This window comes from Caballeronia sp. LZ028 (assembly GCF_031451415.1).
GTDB lineage: Bacteria > Pseudomonadota > Gammaproteobacteria > Burkholderiales > Burkholderiaceae > Caballeronia > Caballeronia zhejiangensis.
On the sequence record NZ_JARUXN010000013.1, the window covers coordinates 74,329 to 92,350 of the forward strand.

Genomic DNA, 18,022 nt, shown 5'->3' on the forward strand with positions numbered 1-18,022 from the left:
GCTATATAGGTCGGTGGAGACGAGAGATGAAGACTTCCGGGTTCATTAGCTTCTCGAATGCACTCGCTCGACTGGCGGGGCGCTCCTAAACGTTCGTCACTGCTGCAAGCCTCGTTGTTGTTTGGGCAGCATCGGGCCCGCTGTTTCACTTCAGCGATACTTGGCAACTGGTGATCAATACGTCGACGACGATCGTTACGTTCCTCATGGTATTTCAGATTCAGAACATTTAGAACCGAGACACGGCGGCCATGCAGGTCAAGCTCGATGAGATCATTCGAGCGATTGACACTGCGCACAACGCGCTGCTCGATCTTGAACAACTGGATCAGAAGGAACTCGCTGATCTTCGGAAGCATTACGAGAGATTTGCAAAAGAAGCGCGCAGCGACTTGCGGTCGTCGAGCAGCGGCGCAAAAATCCTCGGCAGTGTCGAGCATTAGCCAAGCGCGCGCAAGGGCGCAGTGCTCAAGGCGAAGTAAGGCCGCGGAATGCATCATCGGTCGACCTGTTGCTTTCTCTATCGTCGAAATCGAAATCGCCTGCTGTCTCCCTGGCCGAGACTTCAACGATGTCCTTACCCGCCGCCTCGTTGCAACGTCGGCCCGCATAAGCCGAGCGCCGTATTGACGACTGCAAGATGGCTAAGCGCCTGCGGGAAATTGCCGGCCAGTTCGTGGCGCTGCGCGTTGTACTGTTCGGACAGCAGCCCGACATCGTTTGCCGTGGCTAGCACGCGTTCGAACTGCCGTCGCGCTTGTTCTGTACGCCCCTGAAGGTTCAGGCAATCGGCCATCCAGCATGAGCACGCGAGAAAAGTGCCTTCGTTAGCGTTCCCGGCTTGCCGCTCGAGGCGTCGAATCAAACCGTCCTCGCAGAGGTCGCGGCGGATGCGCTCAATCGTCGAAGCCATGCGCGGATCGTCAGCGCACAGAAAGCCGACGAGCGGCAACAACAAGAGGCTCGCATCCAACGTATCGCTGCCGTAGTACTGCGTGAAGCTGCCGAGCCCTTCGTTCCAGCCTTCGCGAAGCACTTCTTCGCGAATGTGTTCGCGCAGTGAAGCCATCCTCTTCGCGAGTGGCGAAAGGGCGCTTTTCCCTGCGCAATGCTTCCCGAAACGATCGAGCGCGACCCAGACCATCACGCGCGAATAGGTGTAGTGACGGGGTTTACCGCGCGACTCCCAGATGCCCGCGCCGGGCAAGTGCCAGATTTTCTCGAGATGTTCGACGATGCGCGTCTCGATTACCTGTTCCTGGTCCGCCGATTCGAGCCCGCCGCGTCTCGCCACGTCGAGGCAATCGATGACTTCTCCCAACACGTCGAGCTGATGCTGATGCGCCGCTGCATTGCCGATGCGCACGGGCTTCGCATACCGATGACCTGGCAGCCAATCGACGTTCCATTCGCGCAAATGACGCCCGCCGTCCACGCGGTACATGATCCGGCTGCGCTCCGGCGCGCACGCGATCGCGCGCAGTAGCCAGTCGCGCCACGCGCCGGCTTCTTCGTAGTAACCGGCGTTGAGCAGCGCAACCATCGCGAAACTGGTGTCTCGCAGCCACGCGTAACGGTAGTCCCAATTGAGCCTTCCTCCCGGCGCTTCCGGTAACGATGTTGTCGGAGCAGCGACGATCGCGCCGGTGCGACGATGGATGAGCGCCTTCAGAGTCAAAAGCGAACGACGGGTCTGCACCGGCCAAGCCGTGCGGTTGTCGTCGAACGTGCTAATCCAGTCTCGCCAGAAGCGTTGCGTCGAACGCAGGGCGATGTCGACGTCGAACGCTTCGGGAAGCGGTTCGTGCGCGTGACCATAGCTCAACGCGAACGTCATGGATTCGCCCGCTGCGACGGTGAAGGTCGCGAGCATCGCTCCGTCGCAGACCGTCATCTCGACATTCGCACGAAGCAGGACACGGTCGGTTCCTATACGGGCCTGCATCGCGCCGTCGACGCGTTCGATGAGCGGCTCGAGTTCGCCGTAGTTGAAGCGCAGCCGCAAATCCGAGCGCATCTCGACGACACCGCGCAAGCCAGTCACGATGCGCACGACCGAACTCGGACCGTCGCTGACGGGCATAAAGTCGGTCACGCGCACCGCGCCTTCGCCGACCTCGAAGTCGGTTTCCATGATCAGCGTGTCGTGCTGGTAGCGACGCGCGTTGCGCTCGATGCGCATGACCGGGCTGAGCGTCCAACAGCCGTTGTCCGAGGTGCCGAGAAGTGCGGCGAAGCACGCGTCGTCGTCGAAGCGCGGCCAGCATAGCCAGTCGATAGAGCCGTTGCGGCTGAGCAGCGCAGTTGTTTCGCCGTCGCCTAGGAGCGCGTAGTCGTCGATGGGGCGGCTCATTCGGCTCAGCTCCGTTTTTTAGCGACGAAGCGCAGCAGCCCCACCGCGCCAAGGCTCGCGAGCCCCCAGAAAAGCGAGCGATGGCGATCGGTGAACATCTCCCAGCTATGCTGCCGGGATTCGTCGTCAAACCGCCCGTGTGCCCCAAAGTCGCCCGGCACAGCTTCGAACAGATTGCCTGCCGCGTTGTATTCGAGCGGCTCGTCGGTGAGCTGACCATCGTATCCCGCGCGTGCCAGGTATCGGTCGATTAGCGCCGGCGCGATGCGGTTCGCAACAATAGCCTTCACCGTCGAGAACCCGAGCCATACTTCGCGCCGTCGGTGTGTCGCCGCGAAAAAGATCGCGCGCGCCGCGACTTCCGGCTGAAAGATCGGCGCGACCGGCCGCGCGCGCTTGCCAGTCTTGTTCATCGCCCAGTCGAACTGCGGCGTGTTGATCGCCGGAAGCTCGACCACCGTAAGGTGAACCTTGAGCTTGTCGTGGATGATTTCCGAGCGCAGCGAATCCGTAAAGCCGCGAATGGCGAACTTCGCGCCGCAATACACAGATTGCAGCGGTACTGAGCGGTACGCAAGCGCCGAGCCAACATTCACAATCGTCCCTCGATTGCGCGTTCGCATGCGCGAGAGCGCCGCCATCATGCCGTGGACCTGACCGAGATACGTGACGCGCGTACCGCGCTCGATTTCCTCGGCCGTGAGCGCGGAGACGGGCGCGAAGGCGGTCGCCATCGCGACGTTGACCCAGACATCTATTGGGCCGAGGGTGTCTTCTACGTGCGATGCCGCTGCCTCGACGGCGCGCGCATCGGCGACATCGGTCGACATGGCGAGCGCGCTCACGCCGAAGGCCCCCTTGATCTGCGCAGCGGCTCGCGCGAGCCGCTCACCATCGCGCGACAACAGTGCGACGTCATAGCCGTGGCGGGCGAACTCATCGGCAGCTGCACGCCCGACGCCCGCACCGGCGCCGGTGATGACAGCAATTCTTCGTGTCTCGCTCATCAGAGATCTCCACGCGCGGCGAGCGCCTCGATACGGTCGGCGGTGCGCAGCGCGATCGCCTGTATGGTCAGCGACGGATTCACGCCGCCGACGGTCGGAAAGACGGAGCCGTCGCAGATCCACAAGTTGTCGATGTCCCAACTGCGACAATCGCCATTGACGACGCTCGTCGAAGGGTCGTCGCCCATGCGCGCCGTGCCGTTGAGATGGCACGTGTCGTCGATTTCGCGCCAGACGTCGCGCGCACCCGCCGCTTCGAGCGCGAGGCTCATGAAGTCGAGCGAATGCGCGACGAGTCGCTTGTCGTTGTCGCACAGCGAATAGGTCACGCGCGCGATGGGCAGGCCGTACTGATCCTTTTCGTTGGCGAGCGTCACCCGATTGCGCTCCTGTGGCATGGTTTCACCGACGATCTTCAGCCCCGCCTGATGGTTGTACTTCTGCATCTCATCGAGCAAGGACTGGCCCCACAGACCTCTACCGTTCTGCGTCGATGCCCATGCCACCGGCAGCGGTCCTTGGCTCATATAGCAATACCCGCCGAAGAAGTCCTTGCCTTTGTCCTCGTAGTTCCAGTGCTCAGTCAGCGCGAGCGACGGCGGCCCTTTGTACCAGCGCACTTCTTCGTCCATCGTGCCCCACGCGGCCTGATTGGTCTGAACCATCAGATTCTTGCCGACGAGGCCTGAACGATTGGCGAGGCCATCGGGAAAACGGTCCGTTGCGGAGTTGAGTAAGAGCCTCGGCGTTTCGATTGCATATCCGGCGACTACGACGTTGCGTGCGCGCTGAAACTGCCAGCGTCCTTCGCGAGAGTATTCGACCCCAGTGGCGCGCCCGTCGTCACCCATGACGATGCGGCCGACCATCGCGAGATCGCGGACTTCAGCGCCCGCGCGCACGGCGCGCGGTATCCACGTGACGAGCGCGCTTTGTTTCGCGTTCGTCGCGCAACCCGAGACGCAAAAGCCGCGATAAACGCACGGATGCGCTTCGCCGCGCGGCGCGGAGACCGTGGCGAGCGGCGTCGGCGCCCAGTCGATGCCAAGCGCTTCACAGCCGCGCGCCAACACGAGCGCCGCGGCGTTCAGCTCATGGGCGCGATACGGATAGCGCGGCCGCTTTGGACCCCACGGATAGTTCACTGGTCCGGCGATCTTCAGCGCCTCTTCGACTTCGGCGTAATAACGCCACATTTCGCGCCAGTCGATCGGCCAGTCGGCGCCGTAGCCGAGCAGTGTGCGCGACTTGAACCATTCCGGCCGAAAGCGCAGCGAGACCATCGCGAAGTGCACTGTGCTGCCGCCGACGGATTTGCCGCTGTTGTTGTTGCCGAGCTTGAGCGGATTCTCGCCGTCGCAAATGCGCTCGTCTGTCCAGAAGAGCTTGCCCTGATGGGTCTCATCGGACGCGAACTCTTCAAGCGGACGCCACCACGCGCCGGCATCGAACGCGACGACCTTGAAGCCTTTCTCCGCGAGACGGCAGGCAAGCGTGCCACCGCCCGCGCCCGTGCCGACGATCGCAAAGTCCACCGCTTCGTCCTGCGGATACTCGCGCATTGGAACCCATGCGCCGGGATGGAACACGTCGGGCGCGCGTCCGTTCTTCCCGCGCGGCATGTGCTGCGCGTCTTGGGACGAATCAGCGGACACGGCGATTCTCCTTCTGCGCGGCCTCTTCGTGGCCGGCATTTGCTTCGGCGGCTTCCCATGGGTCGCGCCGGTCGGCGACCATGCGCACATAGCCGCGCGGATTGGCCGGGCCGCCGAAGCCGATTTCGCTCCACACATGCGGATGCGCGTAGTACATCCCGCAGATGTCGTGCAGCACACGCTCGGCGAAGAAGAGGGCGGGCGGCATACCGTTCCATTCGGCGCTATCGAGCTTGCCTTGCTGCATGTCGACGAGAAGCGCATGTTGGCGGTCATGCTCGATGCTCGCAAACGGCAGTTCGTGACGCGCCCGGCTTTCGGCATTCAGCGCGCGAAGGCCGATGCGCCACGCGTCGCGCATAGGCGGCAGACGCGCATCGCGATATCCGTCGCCAGTGTTCTTCATGAGGCGCGCATCGACGAGAGCGGCGACCGGCACGTTGGGGCGCTGACTGTCCTGCGGCACGATGCATGCGCACAGCGCGCAAAGCCCGCGCCATTCGACAGCATCGAAGAAGTGCGGGCCATCGGGCGTCGCGAGCCGCTCGTCGATGACATGGCGCGTGACGTCGTCCCATGAAGGCGTGTCGCGCTTGGTCATCACGTCGTAGCCGGGATAGCGGGGTAGGTCCTTCATTTCTTCTCGGTCTCCCGAAGACGCAGCGCCGCGAGTCCCGCGAGTGCGAGCGCCGAAAAACTCGGCGGTGCGGGCAGCGGCGGTCCATTAAAGAGATTTTGGCTCCAGTTGCGCCAGCCGCCACGCGCGCGTGCGACGCCACGGGCATGAAAGCCGACACCGATGAACCCGAGTGCCGTCGTCACGCGCAGCCATAACCGCGTGAACCAGCGCTCGCGCGGACGAGCGAGGGCGGCATTGACGAGTAGCGCCGATGCGACCGGCGAAACGATGATCGGCGCATACATGACCGGGTTCTGGAACGCACCACGAAAATGCAGCAGCGCGACTTCGCCGAGCGTCCCGACCAGTCCAGCGCTCGTGACGAGCGCGAGCGCCTGTCCCGCCGGCATGCCGAAAAGACCCGGCTCGTGCGAGGGTTGGTCGCGCAACCGCTCGGATACCGCGCCGAGTGCGCCAGAGAGCAGCAACGCCATCGGTGCGCCAATCGGCGCCGCATAGAACAGGTTATGCCAGCTCCAACCGCCGGGGCGCTTCGTGATGTTATAAAGGTGGAAACCGGTGCCAGCGACGCCCGCGAGCGCCGCGCTGACATAGACCGCATTGCGCACCGGATGACGCGTCGGTTCGTGATCGGAGCCGCCATGCAAGCCGGCGAAGAGCGACAGCGTCGACACGACGAGCGGGGTGTACATCGCGGGATTGTCGAATGAGCCGCGATAGTGCTCCATTGCGCTGTCGGCGAGCACGGACAGTGCGAGCAGCGCGGAACCGTGATTGAAAGTGCGCGCCGTATCAATGTGCGTCTGCATCGCCGGGCGATGCCGCTTGCGCCCGCCCAGGCGCACGAGCGTCAGTCCAGCCGCAGCGATTGCGCAGCCAATGGCGATGTCGATTGTTCTGGTTTGCGTCATGTTCTTCGCTTCGTTCTGTTCCATTCGCTCGCCGCGCGTCAGACCGCATACCGATGCGCATCCGCATGCCTGAAATCGAGTCCGCAACCCGGCCGCGACCAGTCCGGCGCGATCGCGCCGTCGCGGGCACGCGGTGCCCCGTCGAAGAGCATCGACTCGATGCGCACGTGATCGTGAAACCATTCCTGATGCCGCAAACGCGCAGCTGCGCACGCTACATGCAGATGGAGGGCGGGTGCGCAGTGGGCCGACAGCGGAATATGAAACGCGTCGCACAGCGTTGCTACGCGCAGGAAGCCCGTGATGCCGCCGCAGCGAGTGACATCGGCCTGGAGCACATCGATGGCTTCGTTGGCGAGCAGCGCGCGGAAGTCGTCGATCGTGTAGCCGTATTCGCCCGCAGCGAGTTCCATATGCGCGGGCAGTGCGTCGCGCAACGAAGCCAGGCCAGCGAGATCGTCCGACGACACCGGCTCTTCGAACCACTCGACGTCATGCTGCGCGAACCGTTGGGCATAGAAGAGGGCCTGCTTGCGATCAAGCGCCCCGTTGGCATCGACGAAGAGGCCCGCGTCATCGCCGATCGCTTCTCGCGCGACCGCCACGCGATGCGGATCGCGCGAAGGCTCAGTGCCGACTTTGATCTTTACCCATCGGCATCCGTCTTCGTGCACCCAGTTCGAGAGCTGGTCGCGAATTTCGTCGTCGCTGTACGTGGTGAAGCCGCCGCTGCCGTAAAGTGGCACACGGTTGCGCACCGCGCCGAGCAGACGCGCAAGCGGCAAGTCAAGCAGGCGCGCCTTCACATCCCACAACGCGCAGTCGAGCGCCGATATCGCGCAGGTGGCGATCCCCGAGCGGCCAGTGTTTCGCACGCGCCGCTGCATGCATATCCAAAGGGCGTCGATGTTCCAGGCGTCTTCGCCGACGAGTGTGGGGGCGAGCGTCGATTCGATGAAGCTCGCGGTTGTCCCGTCGTTGTAGGTATAGCCGATGCCCGTCTTGCCTGCTGCGGTAAGCTCGACAACTACGAGCGTCGTCGATTTCCAGGCGAAAGTACCATCGGCTTCGGGCCGGTCGGTCGGGATGGTGTAGGCGCGCGCCCGAATCGCTTCGACAGGTGCCTCGCGTTTTGTGAGGTGCATGGTGCTGGCCTCCGTTAATTGTCCTTACGTCCCGGCAACACTGCACCCAGCACCTGTTTCGCAGTGTCGACGATGATGTTGCCTTCGTCCGGATCCCCTTCGAAAAGCGTCGTAGCGAACGCTTTTGCCTGTTGCAAGGTGATATGCGGCGGCAGTGGGGGAACATTTGGATCGGCTTTCACCTCGATCACGACGGGCCGGTCTGAGCCCAGCGCTTCATCCCATACTGCGCTCATGCGCTCGGCGTCATCGACGTAAATTCCTCGAAGTCCGATTAATTCAGCGAAGCGGTGGTATGGCACCGACGGAATGTCTTGCGACGCTTCGAACTTCGGGTCACCGTTCATGACGCGCTGTTCCCAGGTAACCTGATTCAGGTCATCGTTGTGAAGCACCATGCAGATCCAGCGCGGATCGGACCATTGCTTCCAGTACTTCGCGACCGTGATAAGCTCGGCCATGTTGTTCATCTGCATTGCGCCGTCACCCACCAGCGCGATCACCGGCCGCTCAGGGTGCGCGAATTTTGCCGAAATCGCATAGGGCACGGCTGCGCCCATCGACGCGAGTCCCCCGGAAAGCGAGCACATCATGCCGCGCTTGACTTTCAGATCACGCGCGTACCAATTTGCGCACGATCCAGAATCACTGGTCACGATGGCGTTGGACGGTACGCGCGGCGACAACTCCCATACCGTGCGCTGCGGGTTCACGCCCGCGGTTCCCGACACTAGCGCACGCTTTTCGAGCTTTTGCCACCAGTCGGTCATCCAACCTTCGATGTCCTTGCGCCATGCGCTATCCGCGTTCTGTTCGAGCAGCGGTAAAAGCGCGCGCAGCGTCTCCGCGCTGTCGCCAACAAGATTGACTTCCATCGGATAGCGGAGGGACAGCATGTCGGGCTTGATGTCGATCTGTACTCCACGCGCCGCGCCTTCTTTCGGGAGGAACTCCGAGTAAGGAAAGCCCGAGCCGATCATCAGCAAGGTGTCGCATCCGGTCATCAGCTTGTAGCTCGGCTCCGTGCCGAGCAGACCGATCGAGCCGGTCACGTAGGGCAGATCATCTGGAAGCGCGGCTTTGCCTAAGAGTGCTTTCGCGACGCCTGCGCCGAGTTTTTCCGCCACCGCGATCACTTCGTCGGTCGCCTGCAACGCGCCCGCGCCGACGAGGATCGCGACCTTCTTGCCCGAGTTGAGGATCTCTGCGGCTCGTTGCAGATCGTCGGCATACGGCACGGTCTTGGGCGCGCGATAGCCCACCCCTGAGTGCAACGTCCCGTGTTTGCGCGGCGGCGGCTCGAATTTGAGTTCCTGCAAATCGTTCGGGAACACAAGCGCGGCGACTTTCCGCTCGCCCAGCGCAGTTCGGACGGCTCGGTCGACAAGATGACGAACCTGGGCGGGAACACTTGCTTGTTGCACGAAGGCGCCCGCGACGTCCTTAAACATCGATCGGAGGTCGACTTCCTGTTGATAGTGGCCACCGAGCGATGCGCGCGCTTGCTGTCCGGCGATGGCGAGCACGGGCATGTGGTCTAGTCGTGCGTCGTAGAGACCAGTGAGGAGGTGCGCTGCACCGGGTCCGGATGTCGCCAGACAAACGCCAAGCTCGCCAGTGAACTTTGCGTGCGCCGATGCCATAAAGGCGGCCATTTCCTCATGCCGCGTCTGAACGAATTCGATCTTGCCTTGCGCACGATTCAACGCCCCAAGGATGCCGTTGATACCATCGCCGGGATAGCCAAAGATGCGACGCACGCCCCATGCGTGCAGGCGGTCGACCAAAAAATCGCCGACGGTGATAGACATGGTTTGCTCCTTGGTTGCGGCCCAAAAAAGATTGTGACTTTGGCGAGCATCAATATGTCACAACGTGATGCAATGAATGTGCCGCGTACGGACGGACAAGGCGCGTAAGCGCATCGAAGGCACTCCTTAGTCTTCTGCAAGCAAGCTTCGCAACGCCCCGATTGGTCCAGATGTAAGTCAGCGACACGATGGACGCATTGTTCGCCTTGCGAGTGAGATGCGCGTATACACGGCGAAGATCTTTGCCCGCAGCGTGCGTTCAACAGCTGTGTGCGCTCGCAGCGGGATCAACACAGCGGTTCGTTTAGCGGGGGCCTGGAGACGCTCGGCGAGCTCCCCGATCGTGGCCCATGAGCGTCCCGGCGTGCTGCCGCCGTGAACCAATAGAGACTTTCGAAGCGCGGTGATCCCGGGCGATTGCGTTAGCGCCTCGGATTGCTGCAGCTGCGTGCTCAGGACCTGTCGAAAATGCGAGAGCTGCTGCACATCGTTACTGCCGTGCACCGCGCGCCTTACATGTTCTTGTCGATCAGCCGACACCGCTGCTAGCGCTAACGTCAGGTGTGCAAGCCGCGCCAAGCTCACGTCAGCGAACCGTTCGCGCACGCCCCAGCAAACTTTGCAAGCGTTTGAAGAAATATCACAGCGTGATACATATCGTTTGGGGAGAGTCGTATGACGTGTGCACCGGTTGCGTCGCGCGACCAAGAATTGGAATAGCAGTTGCTCTGCGCTCAGCAAGCCGACGCAGCCAAATCTGGCATTGATCGGGCGCAGGAAGAAGGCGGAAGTGCATTCAAGCGATTTCGGTCCGAAGATCCAGGAGACAGCGTGGTGCGCCATGTTCTCGTGTCGGTTGTGCAGGTCGGAGCCTTGCTCTGTGCCGCGCTCTATCATTGCGGCGCCCTCGGCGCCGAAGCGCCTTCGCGCGAAGCAGACGCTCTGGCGGCAGCGTCGACGCCGCTCGCATATTTTCTGCGCAGCAAGGGGCCCGCTGCACAGCCAGTCATTTATCTCGGATGGACGCTTGCGACCATATGCGTGCTCGTGTGCGCGATCATTGCCGGAATGCTTCTCATCGGCATGTTTCGGCGCAGGAAGCAACAGGACGCGCGAGCGCTCGTCTCCGGGGGTGGGCTGCCTTTGGTCTTTGTTGGCTCCTTGCTCTCCACCATTGCGCTTTTCGGCATTGCCGTCTATATGCTTTCTGTGCTTGCGGAGGTCGCAGACCCGCCAAATGCGCCAAAGTTGACTGTGGCGGTTACTGCCTACGATTGGTGGTGGAAAGTCGACTATGGAGAGGGCGGGAGCCACTTCTCAACGGCCAATGAGTTGCATATTCCATCCGGCGTGCCGGTGCTCGTGCTGCTCAAAAGTGCCGACGTCATTCACGCTTTCTGGGTGCCGGACTTGTCGGGCAAGACGCAGACGATTCCCGGTATCACAAACCGGCAGTGGATTCAGGCGGACCACCCGGGGATTTTTCGAGGCCAATGCACGCAATATTGCGGTGTACAGCACGCCCATATGGCGTTCGAGGTGTACGCACAGCCGCAGGCGGACTATGACCGTTGGTACGCCGCGCAAATGACGGCAGCACCCGCACCGTCGACAGCGCAAGCGATACGAGGGAGGAAGCTCTTCGAAGAACGCTGCGCGGGATGCCATACGGTTCGCGGCAGCAAAGCCGCCGGCGTTCAGGCGCCCGATCTCACCCACGTGTTGTCGCGTCGGCTGCTTGCGGCAGGAAGCGTCATCAATACACCGGAGAACCTGATCGACTGGATCCAGCACGCCCAGGAAATCAAGCCCGGCACGCTCATGCCCGACATGAAGCTCGTGCCCGCTGAAGCGAGCGACTTGTCGGCCTACCTCGCTACTCTCAAGTAAGGAACAGACGATGTCCGCTATCGGTGATCGAAGCGCTGCGCAGGCCCATCGGGTCGCCTTCCGACGCGAGCCTGAGTTTGGCAGCGTCCCTCAGGGGTCGGAGGCCGAAAAGCGTCTGCGTGAGATCTGGGAAGGCGATGCGGGTTGGCGCGGTTTCATTACAACCGTCGATCACAAAAAGATCGGCTTGCGCTACATCGTGACAGCCTTCCTGTTTCTTTTGCTGGGCGGAATTGAAGCGCTTGTTATGCGGCTGCAGCTCGCACAGCCCAACCAATCACTGGTGACACCTGGCCAGTTCGCCGAGCTTTTCACGATGCACGGCGTTACGATGATCTTCTTGTATGCGCTTCCGGTGCTCAGCGGCTTCTCGAATTACCTGTGGCCGCTCATGTTGGGTTCTCGCGACATGGCGTTTCCTCGTCTGAACGCGCTTTCGTATTGGGTCTTTCTCTTTGCCGGCATCTTCCTTTATGGCAGCTTTCCGTTTGGGCAGGCGCCCAACGCCGGCTGGTTCAACTATGTGCCGCTTTCATCCCTGGAGTACAGCCGGGGAATAAATATCGATGTCTATTCCCTCGGTATGGTGCTGCTGGGCATCTCTACGACCGTTGGGGCAGTGAATTTTGTGGTCACGCTTTTTCGCATGCGCGCGGTCGGCATGTCCGTGGACCGGCTGCCGATTATCGTGTGGGGCACGCTGACTATTTCGTTCGCGAATCTTTTCGCCGTGCCGTCGGTGAGTCTGGCGTTCCTGCTGCTGTGGATGGACCGCAATATTGGTACGCATTTCTTCGACGTGGCGAGCGACGGCCGGCCGCTGCTCTGGCAGCACTTGTTCTGGATGTTCGCGCATCCGTGGGTCTACGTCGTCGTGCTGCCCGCTATGGGCATCGTCTCGGATGCCCTGCCGACCTTCTGCCGTCGTCCCCTCGTCGCGTACGCGGCCGTAGCGATGGCTACCGTCGGGACGATGATCGTCGGTTTCGAAGTGTGGATCCATCACATGTTCGCAACCGGGATCACGCCCCTGGCACTGGCCTTCTTTGGCGCGGCGAGCTTGCTCATTTCGATTCCAAGCGCGGTCGCCGTGTTTGCATGGGTCGCGACGATATGGACTGGACGGCCCGTTTTCGCTGTACCGTTCCTCTATTTCGCGAGTTTTGTGCTGATGTTCGTCATTGGCGGCGTCTCCGGCGTGATGACGGCCGCAGTGCCGCTCGACTGGCAGCTTACCGACACCTACTTTGTCGTGGCGCATCTGCATTATGTGCTGCTGGGGATCAATGTTTTCCCGGTCTTCGGCGGAATCACCTACTGGTTTCCAAAATTCACCGGACGGATGATGAATGAACGATGGGGCAAGATCGCGTTCTGGATCATCCTCGTGGGCTTCAATCTTGGCTTTTTTCCGATGCACATCTCGGGTTTGCTCGGCATGCCCCGGCGCATCTACACCTATCCTGAAGGCATGGGGTGGGATACGTCGAACCTGATTACGACAATCGGTTCCTTCATTTTTGCGTTAGGCGTGCTGCTCTTTGTCGTGAACGCACTCGTCTCGGCACGCCGCGGACGTGAAGCGCCGAAGAACCCGTGGGACGCGCCTGGGCTCGAATGGTCGACCGAGTCGCCGCCGGCGCCATACAACTTTGCAGTCTTGCCGGTGATCGAATCGCGGCATCCGATGTGGGAGGATCGCCTTCAGCCGAAGGGGCGGCAGTCGAGCCTGGCATCGGGTTACCTGCTTCATCGGGGACGGGAGGCGCTTGGAGTACACCCTTTCAGCGGCAGCCCCGATGTCATTCTCAGGATGCCCGAGGACGCGTGGTCGCCATTCTTTCTCGGACTTTTCGGCGCGCTTGTTTTTGTAGGCGTGGTGCTGCGCTTGCCATCTTTCACCGTTGTGGCACTCGCGGCGGCAGGCGCAACACTCATCGCGTGGATGTGGCCGCGGCGCGCGCTTGCGCAGCGCGAGCCCCCCGGAACCGCGCAGACAGTTCCCGCGATCACTGGCCGAAGCAAGGATGCCCTGCCGGTCGGAAGTGCGGGCGAGCACTCAGGCGGATGGTGGGGCGTCTTGGCACTCGTCGCGACGGAAGCCAGTCTTTTCGGTTATCTGATCTTCTGCTACTTCTACTCGCAATCGCAGACGACCCTCCCGTGGCCGCCGGAGGGCATGCCGAAGATCGGCACCGGCGCGCTGAGCACCGGCACACTCATCTTGAGCAGCGTGTTCGCGTGGCTCTCAGAGCGAACGCTCAAGAAAAGCAAGCGCTGGCAAGCATTCGGTTGGATCTTGGTCGCTATTGCGCTGGGCATCACCTTCGCTGGCATGCAGTGGAAGGAGTGGCACGACCATCCGTACGGTATTACCGCTCATCTCTACGGTTCGCTTTACTTCACTATCACGGGCTTTCATATGGCCCACGTCGCCGTCGGGCTCGTTATTCTGGTTCTGCTCGCCGTATGGATAGCCTTAGGGTACTTCGACGCAGAGCGCAATGCGCCCATGCGAATTGGCGGACTCTACTGGCATTTCGTCGACGTCGTCTGGCTATTTATATTCACGTCGTTGTATGTGACGCCGTTCTGGATGCGAGGCCACTGATGCAAACGCCCATCCCCGCGGAGAAGTCGGCGCTCACCGAAACCGAGAAGCGCCGTCTTGGCCTATGCGCGAGTGCAGGCTTTTTCTTCGCGCCCGGCGCATGGCTGCTTCAAGTGATGATCTCTGAGACGATCTCCGCCCAAGCCTGCTCCGCTGGATCGATCCCGCGTGTCAAACCTGCCTTTCCGAATCTCGTTGGATGGTTGTATGGGACGTCGATCGCTGCCTTCGCCGTCGCGGCCATATGCGCCGCACTCGCCGTGTACGGCTTCGTTTTCCTAAGGCACAAGCAAAAGCGGGTCAAGGAACGGAGTTCGGATGCAGAGACGTCCGAGAAGCCGTCGCGCGATCAGGAGCAGGTGAGTCGCAAGCGCTTCGTTGCACTGTGCAGCGCGCTGATCGGCTGCGGATTTGTCGTCGGGCTGGTGTTCACGGTGCTTGCCGAAATGTTCTTCCAATCTTGTAGTCAGTGGCATTGACATGAACCCTATCACAACCCGAGATTGGCTTGTCAATGCGCTAATGATTGTGGCGCTAAGCGGATGTGGCGAACGGTCGACCGATCGCTTGTCCGATAACGTCACCGGCCAGTCACCGTTGACGACCGACCCGAAGCTGATTGCGCGAGGCGAATATCTTGCAAAAGCCGGCGACTGCAGCGCCTGTCACGACGCTGCGGACCACACGCCGCTCGGCGGCGGCATGCCCGTGAATTCGCCTTTCGGTCCGATCTACGCGACTAATATCACACCGGACCCCGAGTTCGGTATCGGTCGCTATAGCTTGCGAGACTTCGCCGACGCTCTGCGCGAGGGCAAGCGCCGCGACGGCAAGCGGCTTTATCCGGCGATGCCGTATCCTTCGCTTGCGAACTTGACCGACGATGACGTGACCGCGCTGTATGCGTATTTGATGCACGGCGTCGCATCGGCCGCCAAGCGTTCGCCGCAGACGCACTTGCCGTTTCCATTCAATCAACGTTGGGGCATGCTGTTCTGGAGTCTCGCGTTCGGCAATCGGGACCGGTACCAAAGAAATTCAGAACAAACCGCGCAATGGAATCGAGGCGCGTATCTTGTTCAGGGACTCGGGCATTGCGGTGCGTGTCACACGCCGCGAGGCCCTGCTTACAATGAACTCGGCTATAGCGAAGCGTCACCATGGTATCTGACTGGTGGCGTCAATGATCACTGGCTCGCCCCTAATCTGACCGGCGATCCAGGCAGTGGTCTCGGTCGCTGGTCGGCGGACGACATCGTTAGATTCTTGCGGACCGGCCACGGCGCGGGTGCAATCGCATTTGGCGCCATGGTCCCTGTAGTTGAGGAGAGTACGCAGCATCTGTCCGAAGCGGACCTACAGGCAATCGCCCTCTACCTGAAGTCACTTCCGGCTCGACAGACCTACGGCAGTTTCTCAAACAACGCGCACGCGCGGGTGCAAACGGCACAAAGTATTCGGACCGGTGAAGTCGAGCGTCCTGGCGCCGGCGTGTATCTATCGTTTTGCGCACGATGCCACCAGGCGGACGGACGGGGTCAGCCCGGAAAGGTTGCAGCGCTCGCCGGCAATCCGCTTGTGCTAGCCGAAGATCCGACCTCGGTGATGCGCATCGTCATAGAAGGCAGTAAGAGTCCCAAAACCGACACTGGACCCGCGCCTCAAAAAATGCCCGGATTCCACGGCAAGCTGACGTCCGCAGAAATTGCTCAGGTGGTGAGCTTTATTCGTGGCGCTTGGGGTAATCACGCAGCACCGGTGGCGGATCGGGAAGTAGAGCGCCTTCGATCGGCGATCCACCAGTGAAGGACGCCTGCAGTGCCTCAAAATAGCGGAGAAGACACTTAAATGCTCATCGTAACCCTTTGCAACCACGTGGGGCTCGCCATCGTCCATTTGTTGGTGCGCGACTGAGATGTCTTGAGAGGAGGCAACGTGGCATCTGGCCATCCGTGGCTAGAGGCATGCTGGCACCGGGGGGATTCTGAACGTGCTGAATGAAGAGCTTCCGGAGGACCAACGAAGCCGGGTTCCCTGTTGACGAGCCGCGGCAACAATTGCCTCGCGCCCACGACTACCCGCTCTGGGTTCTGCAGCTTGCGTACGCCGGGATGGCGGGCAGAGGGCGCCACTCCTTCCTTAATGTCAACGAGACACGAGAGCCGCCCTGCTAGCATTTGCCGTCGATATCAAGCAGCATGGCACGACCATGGCTCAATGAACTGCAAGCTTCAACTCAGTATGCCGCTTCGAGCACTTTCAACGGCGCGTTACTCGTTCTGCGCAAAGATTATCGCGGACCTTTCAAATTGCCCGCGGAGCGGTGCGCGGCCACTCCATGCATTTCCTTCTGACTGCGCTCTCGGTCTTCCGAACTGTCACCGGTCCGTCCGTCTCTCGACCAAGACCGACGGGTACCTCGCAACATAATTTGCGATGCTGCATGTCCGGCGGCTCACCGAGCGGTCCCTTGACACTTAAGCACCGACCCGCGGCGCACTGTTGCACGACGTCGAGATACTCCGTTCGCCGCAACCACGAAGCAATCGACGCCGCGCCGACAGCGTCGGTCACTTCTTGGGCATCGTCGGCGTCGATCCTTTTGACTCCGTCGACATGGCGTCAGCGCCGCTCTCAAGAGCGTTGGGCGTACCTTCCAACTGCTTGCGCGCCAGGTCCCAAAACTTTTCGGACTGGCCTTCGGGGGAGCCGGCTTCTTCCCATAGTTGATATGCCAGCGCACGAACTTGTTCTTCACTGAAAGGCACGTTCATTTTGTTCCTCGCGGGTTTTGTACAACCGAAAGTCGTTTGATATGAGGAGCAATCGCATGAGCGCGTCGTTTGAGCCCTGCTTAAGGCCCCTTGATCGCGAACGATTGCTATCCAATTCGAGATCTGCTCGCTCGGATCCGTGCGGTCAGGTCAGCATTGGCCCTCGTCTGTCGCGCACCAGGCCGCGCGCCATCATCGCGCTGCCCGGACATGCATGCAACCATGATACTGCGATCGTGGCTTCTTCGAGAAAACACGTGCAATTCCTAGTCCGCATGTTGTCGTGGCGGCGTTGATTTCATTCGTAACGTACGCCATTGCGCAGCAAGGATAGGAACCTGCCCTTGCCGACGCCTCCTAATTCATCTGGAAGCTTGGATGCGTCGAAACATGCGGACTGCTGAAGAGTATCCGCGGCGTCGGAGAAAGCAGCCGCTTACCACGGCATCATTCCCGTGTTGACTCCGGCGGTGTCGAACGTGGCAAAAGAAACCTTGAATAAGGGCCCTCCGGCACTTAAACGTCGCCTTGTGTCGCGGGCGCGCGTTCTACTCGGAGGCGGGCTTGATTTTTGCGGGCGGACGAGCTGTGATTGGCACCGCTCGCCGGCGTGCCAGGCGTGACGGGCTGTCTCCCGATGATAGGAACCGCCGCGAAGCAGGCCGATTCACGCATGGCCCTAGCCGACGGGACGAATGCCCGCCGCCACGAGCGTCTGTGCCGCGCGGATGCCCGCAGGCCCCGCGCCGACGATCACCACGCGCGGAGCCGCGCTCATCGCGTCTCTCCGGAGTGCGTGACCACGCGCATGCCCGCTTCGATGCGCGTCGAGCACGCGCGCATGCGCCGGTCGCTTTCATCGCGTACCCAGCAGTCCTGACAGGCGCCGATCAAGCAGAATCCGGCGCGCGGCTTGCCGCTGAATTCGCCGTGCCGCACGTGACGTTGCTGCATGAGGATCGCGGTCAGAATCGTGTCGCCGGCGAGTGCGTCGGCTGGCGCGCCGTCGAGAACGAAGGAGATGCGCTCACGGTCTTGCTCGACGAGGCGAACAAACTGCGGCGCGTGATGAGGCGTTGCGTGGCTCATGAGGGTGAGTTCAGTGCTGGCCAATCAGAATGCGGTTGAGCCCGTACACGCGGTCGAGGATCAGCATCGCGCCCGCGGTGATGAAGATCACCAGCGCGGAGTCGGCGGATCATCGCGACGAGGCCCGGGCGCTCGC

Annotated in this window: 14 protein-coding genes and 2 pseudogenes; 5 read left to right on the plus strand and 11 right to left on the minus strand. The window is 61.5% G+C overall.

The window, feature by feature from the left end:
- Nucleotides 1-26: 26 nt before the first annotated feature.
- Nucleotides 27-443, plus strand: a pseudogene (locus QCE58_RS31345) (low affinity iron permease family protein).
- A 134-nt stretch (nucleotides 444-577) separates the two neighbouring features.
- Here the strand turns inward: QCE58_RS31345 and QCE58_RS31350 are convergent.
- From QCE58_RS31350 to QCE58_RS31380, 7 genes are read right to left on the minus strand one after another with little or no spacing between them, the layout of a single operon-like run.
- The gene (locus tag QCE58_RS31350; protein WP_309780816.1) at nucleotides 578-2,353 is read right to left on the minus strand and encodes a glycoside hydrolase family 15 protein; all 1,776 of its coding nucleotides are present in this window, start codon (nucleotides 2,351-2,353) and stop codon (nucleotides 578-580) included.
- A 5-nt stretch (nucleotides 2,354-2,358) separates the two neighbouring features.
- Nucleotides 2,359-3,360, minus strand: a complete 1,002-nt coding sequence (locus QCE58_RS31355; protein WP_309780879.1) for an SDR family oxidoreductase — start codon at nucleotides 3,358-3,360, stop codon at nucleotides 2,359-2,361.
- Nucleotides 3,360-4,982 (minus strand): GMC family oxidoreductase, encoded by a 1,623-nt coding sequence (locus tag QCE58_RS31360; protein WP_309780880.1) that lies wholly within the window; start codon nucleotides 4,980-4,982, stop codon nucleotides 3,360-3,362. The genes QCE58_RS31355 and QCE58_RS31360 overlap by 1 nt, the downstream gene beginning before the upstream one ends.
- A gap of 22 nt (nucleotides 4,983-5,004) precedes the next feature.
- A complete protein-coding gene (locus QCE58_RS31365) occupies nucleotides 5,005-5,652 on the minus strand; it encodes a gluconate 2-dehydrogenase subunit 3 family protein (RefSeq protein WP_309780817.1) in 648 nt (215 codons plus the stop codon).
- Nucleotides 5,649-6,566 (minus strand): hypothetical protein, encoded by a 918-nt coding sequence (locus QCE58_RS31370; RefSeq protein ID WP_309780881.1) that lies wholly within the window; start codon nucleotides 6,564-6,566, stop codon nucleotides 5,649-5,651. Before QCE58_RS31370 ends, QCE58_RS31365 begins: the two co-directional genes overlap by 4 nt.
- A gap of 38 nt (nucleotides 6,567-6,604) precedes the next feature.
- Nucleotides 6,605-7,711: an enolase C-terminal domain-like protein gene (locus QCE58_RS31375; RefSeq protein ID WP_309780818.1), complete on the minus strand. Its 1,107-nt coding sequence runs from the start codon at nucleotides 7,709-7,711 to the stop codon at nucleotides 6,605-6,607.
- A 14-nt stretch (nucleotides 7,712-7,725) separates the two neighbouring features.
- On the minus strand, nucleotides 7,726-9,522 hold the full coding sequence (locus QCE58_RS31380; RefSeq protein ID WP_309780819.1) for a thiamine pyrophosphate-requiring protein: 1,797 nt from the start codon (nucleotides 9,520-9,522) through the stop codon (nucleotides 7,726-7,728).
- An 834-nt stretch (nucleotides 9,523-10,356) separates the two neighbouring features.
- On the opposite strand from QCE58_RS31380, the gene coxB reads away from it, so the two are divergent.
- Genes coxB through QCE58_RS31400 form a run of 4 tightly spaced genes read left to right on the plus strand, consistent with a single transcriptional unit; the run spans nucleotide 10,357 to nucleotide 15,829 of the window.
- Entirely contained in the window at nucleotides 10,357-11,412 is a 1,056-nt protein-coding gene (gene coxB / locus QCE58_RS31385) for a cytochrome c oxidase subunit II (RefSeq protein ID WP_309780884.1), read from the plus strand.
- A gap of 10 nt (nucleotides 11,413-11,422) precedes the next feature.
- Nucleotides 11,423-14,023 (plus strand): cytochrome c oxidase subunit I, encoded by a 2,601-nt coding sequence (ctaD, locus tag QCE58_RS31390; RefSeq protein ID WP_309780821.1) that lies wholly within the window; start codon nucleotides 11,423-11,425, stop codon nucleotides 14,021-14,023.
- Entirely contained in the window at nucleotides 14,023-14,502 is a 480-nt protein-coding gene (locus QCE58_RS31395; RefSeq protein ID WP_309780824.1) for a hypothetical protein, read from the plus strand. The genes ctaD and QCE58_RS31395 overlap by 1 nt, the downstream gene beginning before the upstream one ends.
- 43 nt (nucleotides 14,503-14,545) lie before the next feature.
- A complete protein-coding gene (locus QCE58_RS31400) occupies nucleotides 14,546-15,829 on the plus strand; it encodes a cytochrome c (RefSeq protein ID WP_309780886.1) in 1,284 nt (427 codons plus the stop codon).
- Nucleotides 15,830-16,593: 764 nt separating this feature from the next.
- On the opposite strand, the gene QCE58_RS31405 is transcribed toward QCE58_RS31400, so the two are convergent.
- From QCE58_RS31405 to QCE58_RS31420, 4 genes and pseudogenes are all read right to left on the minus strand, one after another.
- A complete protein-coding gene (locus QCE58_RS31405; protein WP_309780825.1) occupies nucleotides 16,594-16,797 on the minus strand; it encodes a DUF2934 domain-containing protein in 204 nt (67 codons plus the stop codon).
- Between the two features lie 679 nt (nucleotides 16,798-17,476).
- A complete protein-coding gene (locus QCE58_RS31410; RefSeq protein ID WP_409014195.1) occupies nucleotides 17,477-17,575 on the minus strand; it encodes an FAD-dependent monooxygenase in 99 nt (32 codons plus the stop codon).
- Nucleotides 17,572-17,886, minus strand: a complete 315-nt coding sequence (locus tag QCE58_RS31415) for a (2Fe-2S)-binding protein (protein WP_309780827.1) — start codon at nucleotides 17,884-17,886, stop codon at nucleotides 17,572-17,574. Before QCE58_RS31415 ends, QCE58_RS31410 begins: the two co-directional genes overlap by 4 nt.
- 10 nt (nucleotides 17,887-17,896) lie before the next feature.
- Nucleotides 17,897-17,986: pseudogene (locus QCE58_RS31420) on the minus strand (ABC transporter permease); the annotation flags it as partial.
- Nucleotides 17,987-18,022 lie beyond the last annotated feature (36 nt).

Excerpts from the sequence above, each read along its gene's own strand:
- QCE58_RS31350 (WP_309780816.1), bottom strand. The coding sequence starts at position 2,353 with ATGAGCCGCCCCATCGACGACTACGCGCTCCTAGGCGACGGCGAAACA.
- QCE58_RS31355 (WP_309780879.1), bottom strand. The coding sequence starts at position 3,360 with ATGAGCGAGACACGAAGAATTGCTGTCATCACCGGCGCCGGTGCGGGC.
- QCE58_RS31360 (WP_309780880.1), bottom strand. The coding sequence starts at position 4,982 with ATGCCGCGCGGGAAGAACGGACGCGCGCCCGACGTGTTCCATCCCGGC.
- QCE58_RS31365 (WP_309780817.1), bottom strand. The coding sequence starts at position 5,652 with ATGAAGGACCTACCCCGCTATCCCGGCTACGACGTGATGACCAAGCGC.
- QCE58_RS31370 (WP_309780881.1), bottom strand. The coding sequence starts at position 6,566 with ATGACGCAAACCAGAACAATCGACATCGCCATTGGCTGCGCAATCGCT.
- QCE58_RS31375 (WP_309780818.1), bottom strand. The coding sequence starts at position 7,711 with ATGCACCTCACAAAACGCGAGGCACCTGTCGAAGCGATTCGGGCGCGC.
- QCE58_RS31380 (WP_309780819.1), bottom strand. The coding sequence starts at position 9,522 with ATGTCTATCACCGTCGGCGATTTTTTGGTCGACCGCCTGCACGCATGG.
- ctaD (WP_309780821.1), top strand. The coding sequence starts at position 11,423 with ATGTCCGCTATCGGTGATCGAAGCGCTGCGCAGGCCCATCGGGTCGCC.
- QCE58_RS31395 (WP_309780824.1), top strand. The coding sequence starts at position 14,023 with ATGCAAACGCCCATCCCCGCGGAGAAGTCGGCGCTCACCGAAACCGAG.
- QCE58_RS31400 (WP_309780886.1), top strand. The coding sequence starts at position 14,546 with ATGATTGTGGCGCTAAGCGGATGTGGCGAACGGTCGACCGATCGCTTG.
- QCE58_RS31405 (WP_309780825.1), bottom strand. The coding sequence starts at position 16,797 with ATGAACGTGCCTTTCAGTGAAGAACAAGTTCGTGCGCTGGCATATCAA.
- QCE58_RS31410 (WP_409014195.1), bottom strand. The coding sequence starts at position 17,575 with ATGAGCGCGGCTCCGCGCGTGGTGATCGTCGGCGCGGGGCCTGCGGGC.
- QCE58_RS31415 (WP_309780827.1), bottom strand. The coding sequence starts at position 17,886 with ATGAGCCACGCAACGCCTCATCACGCGCCGCAGTTTGTTCGCCTCGTC.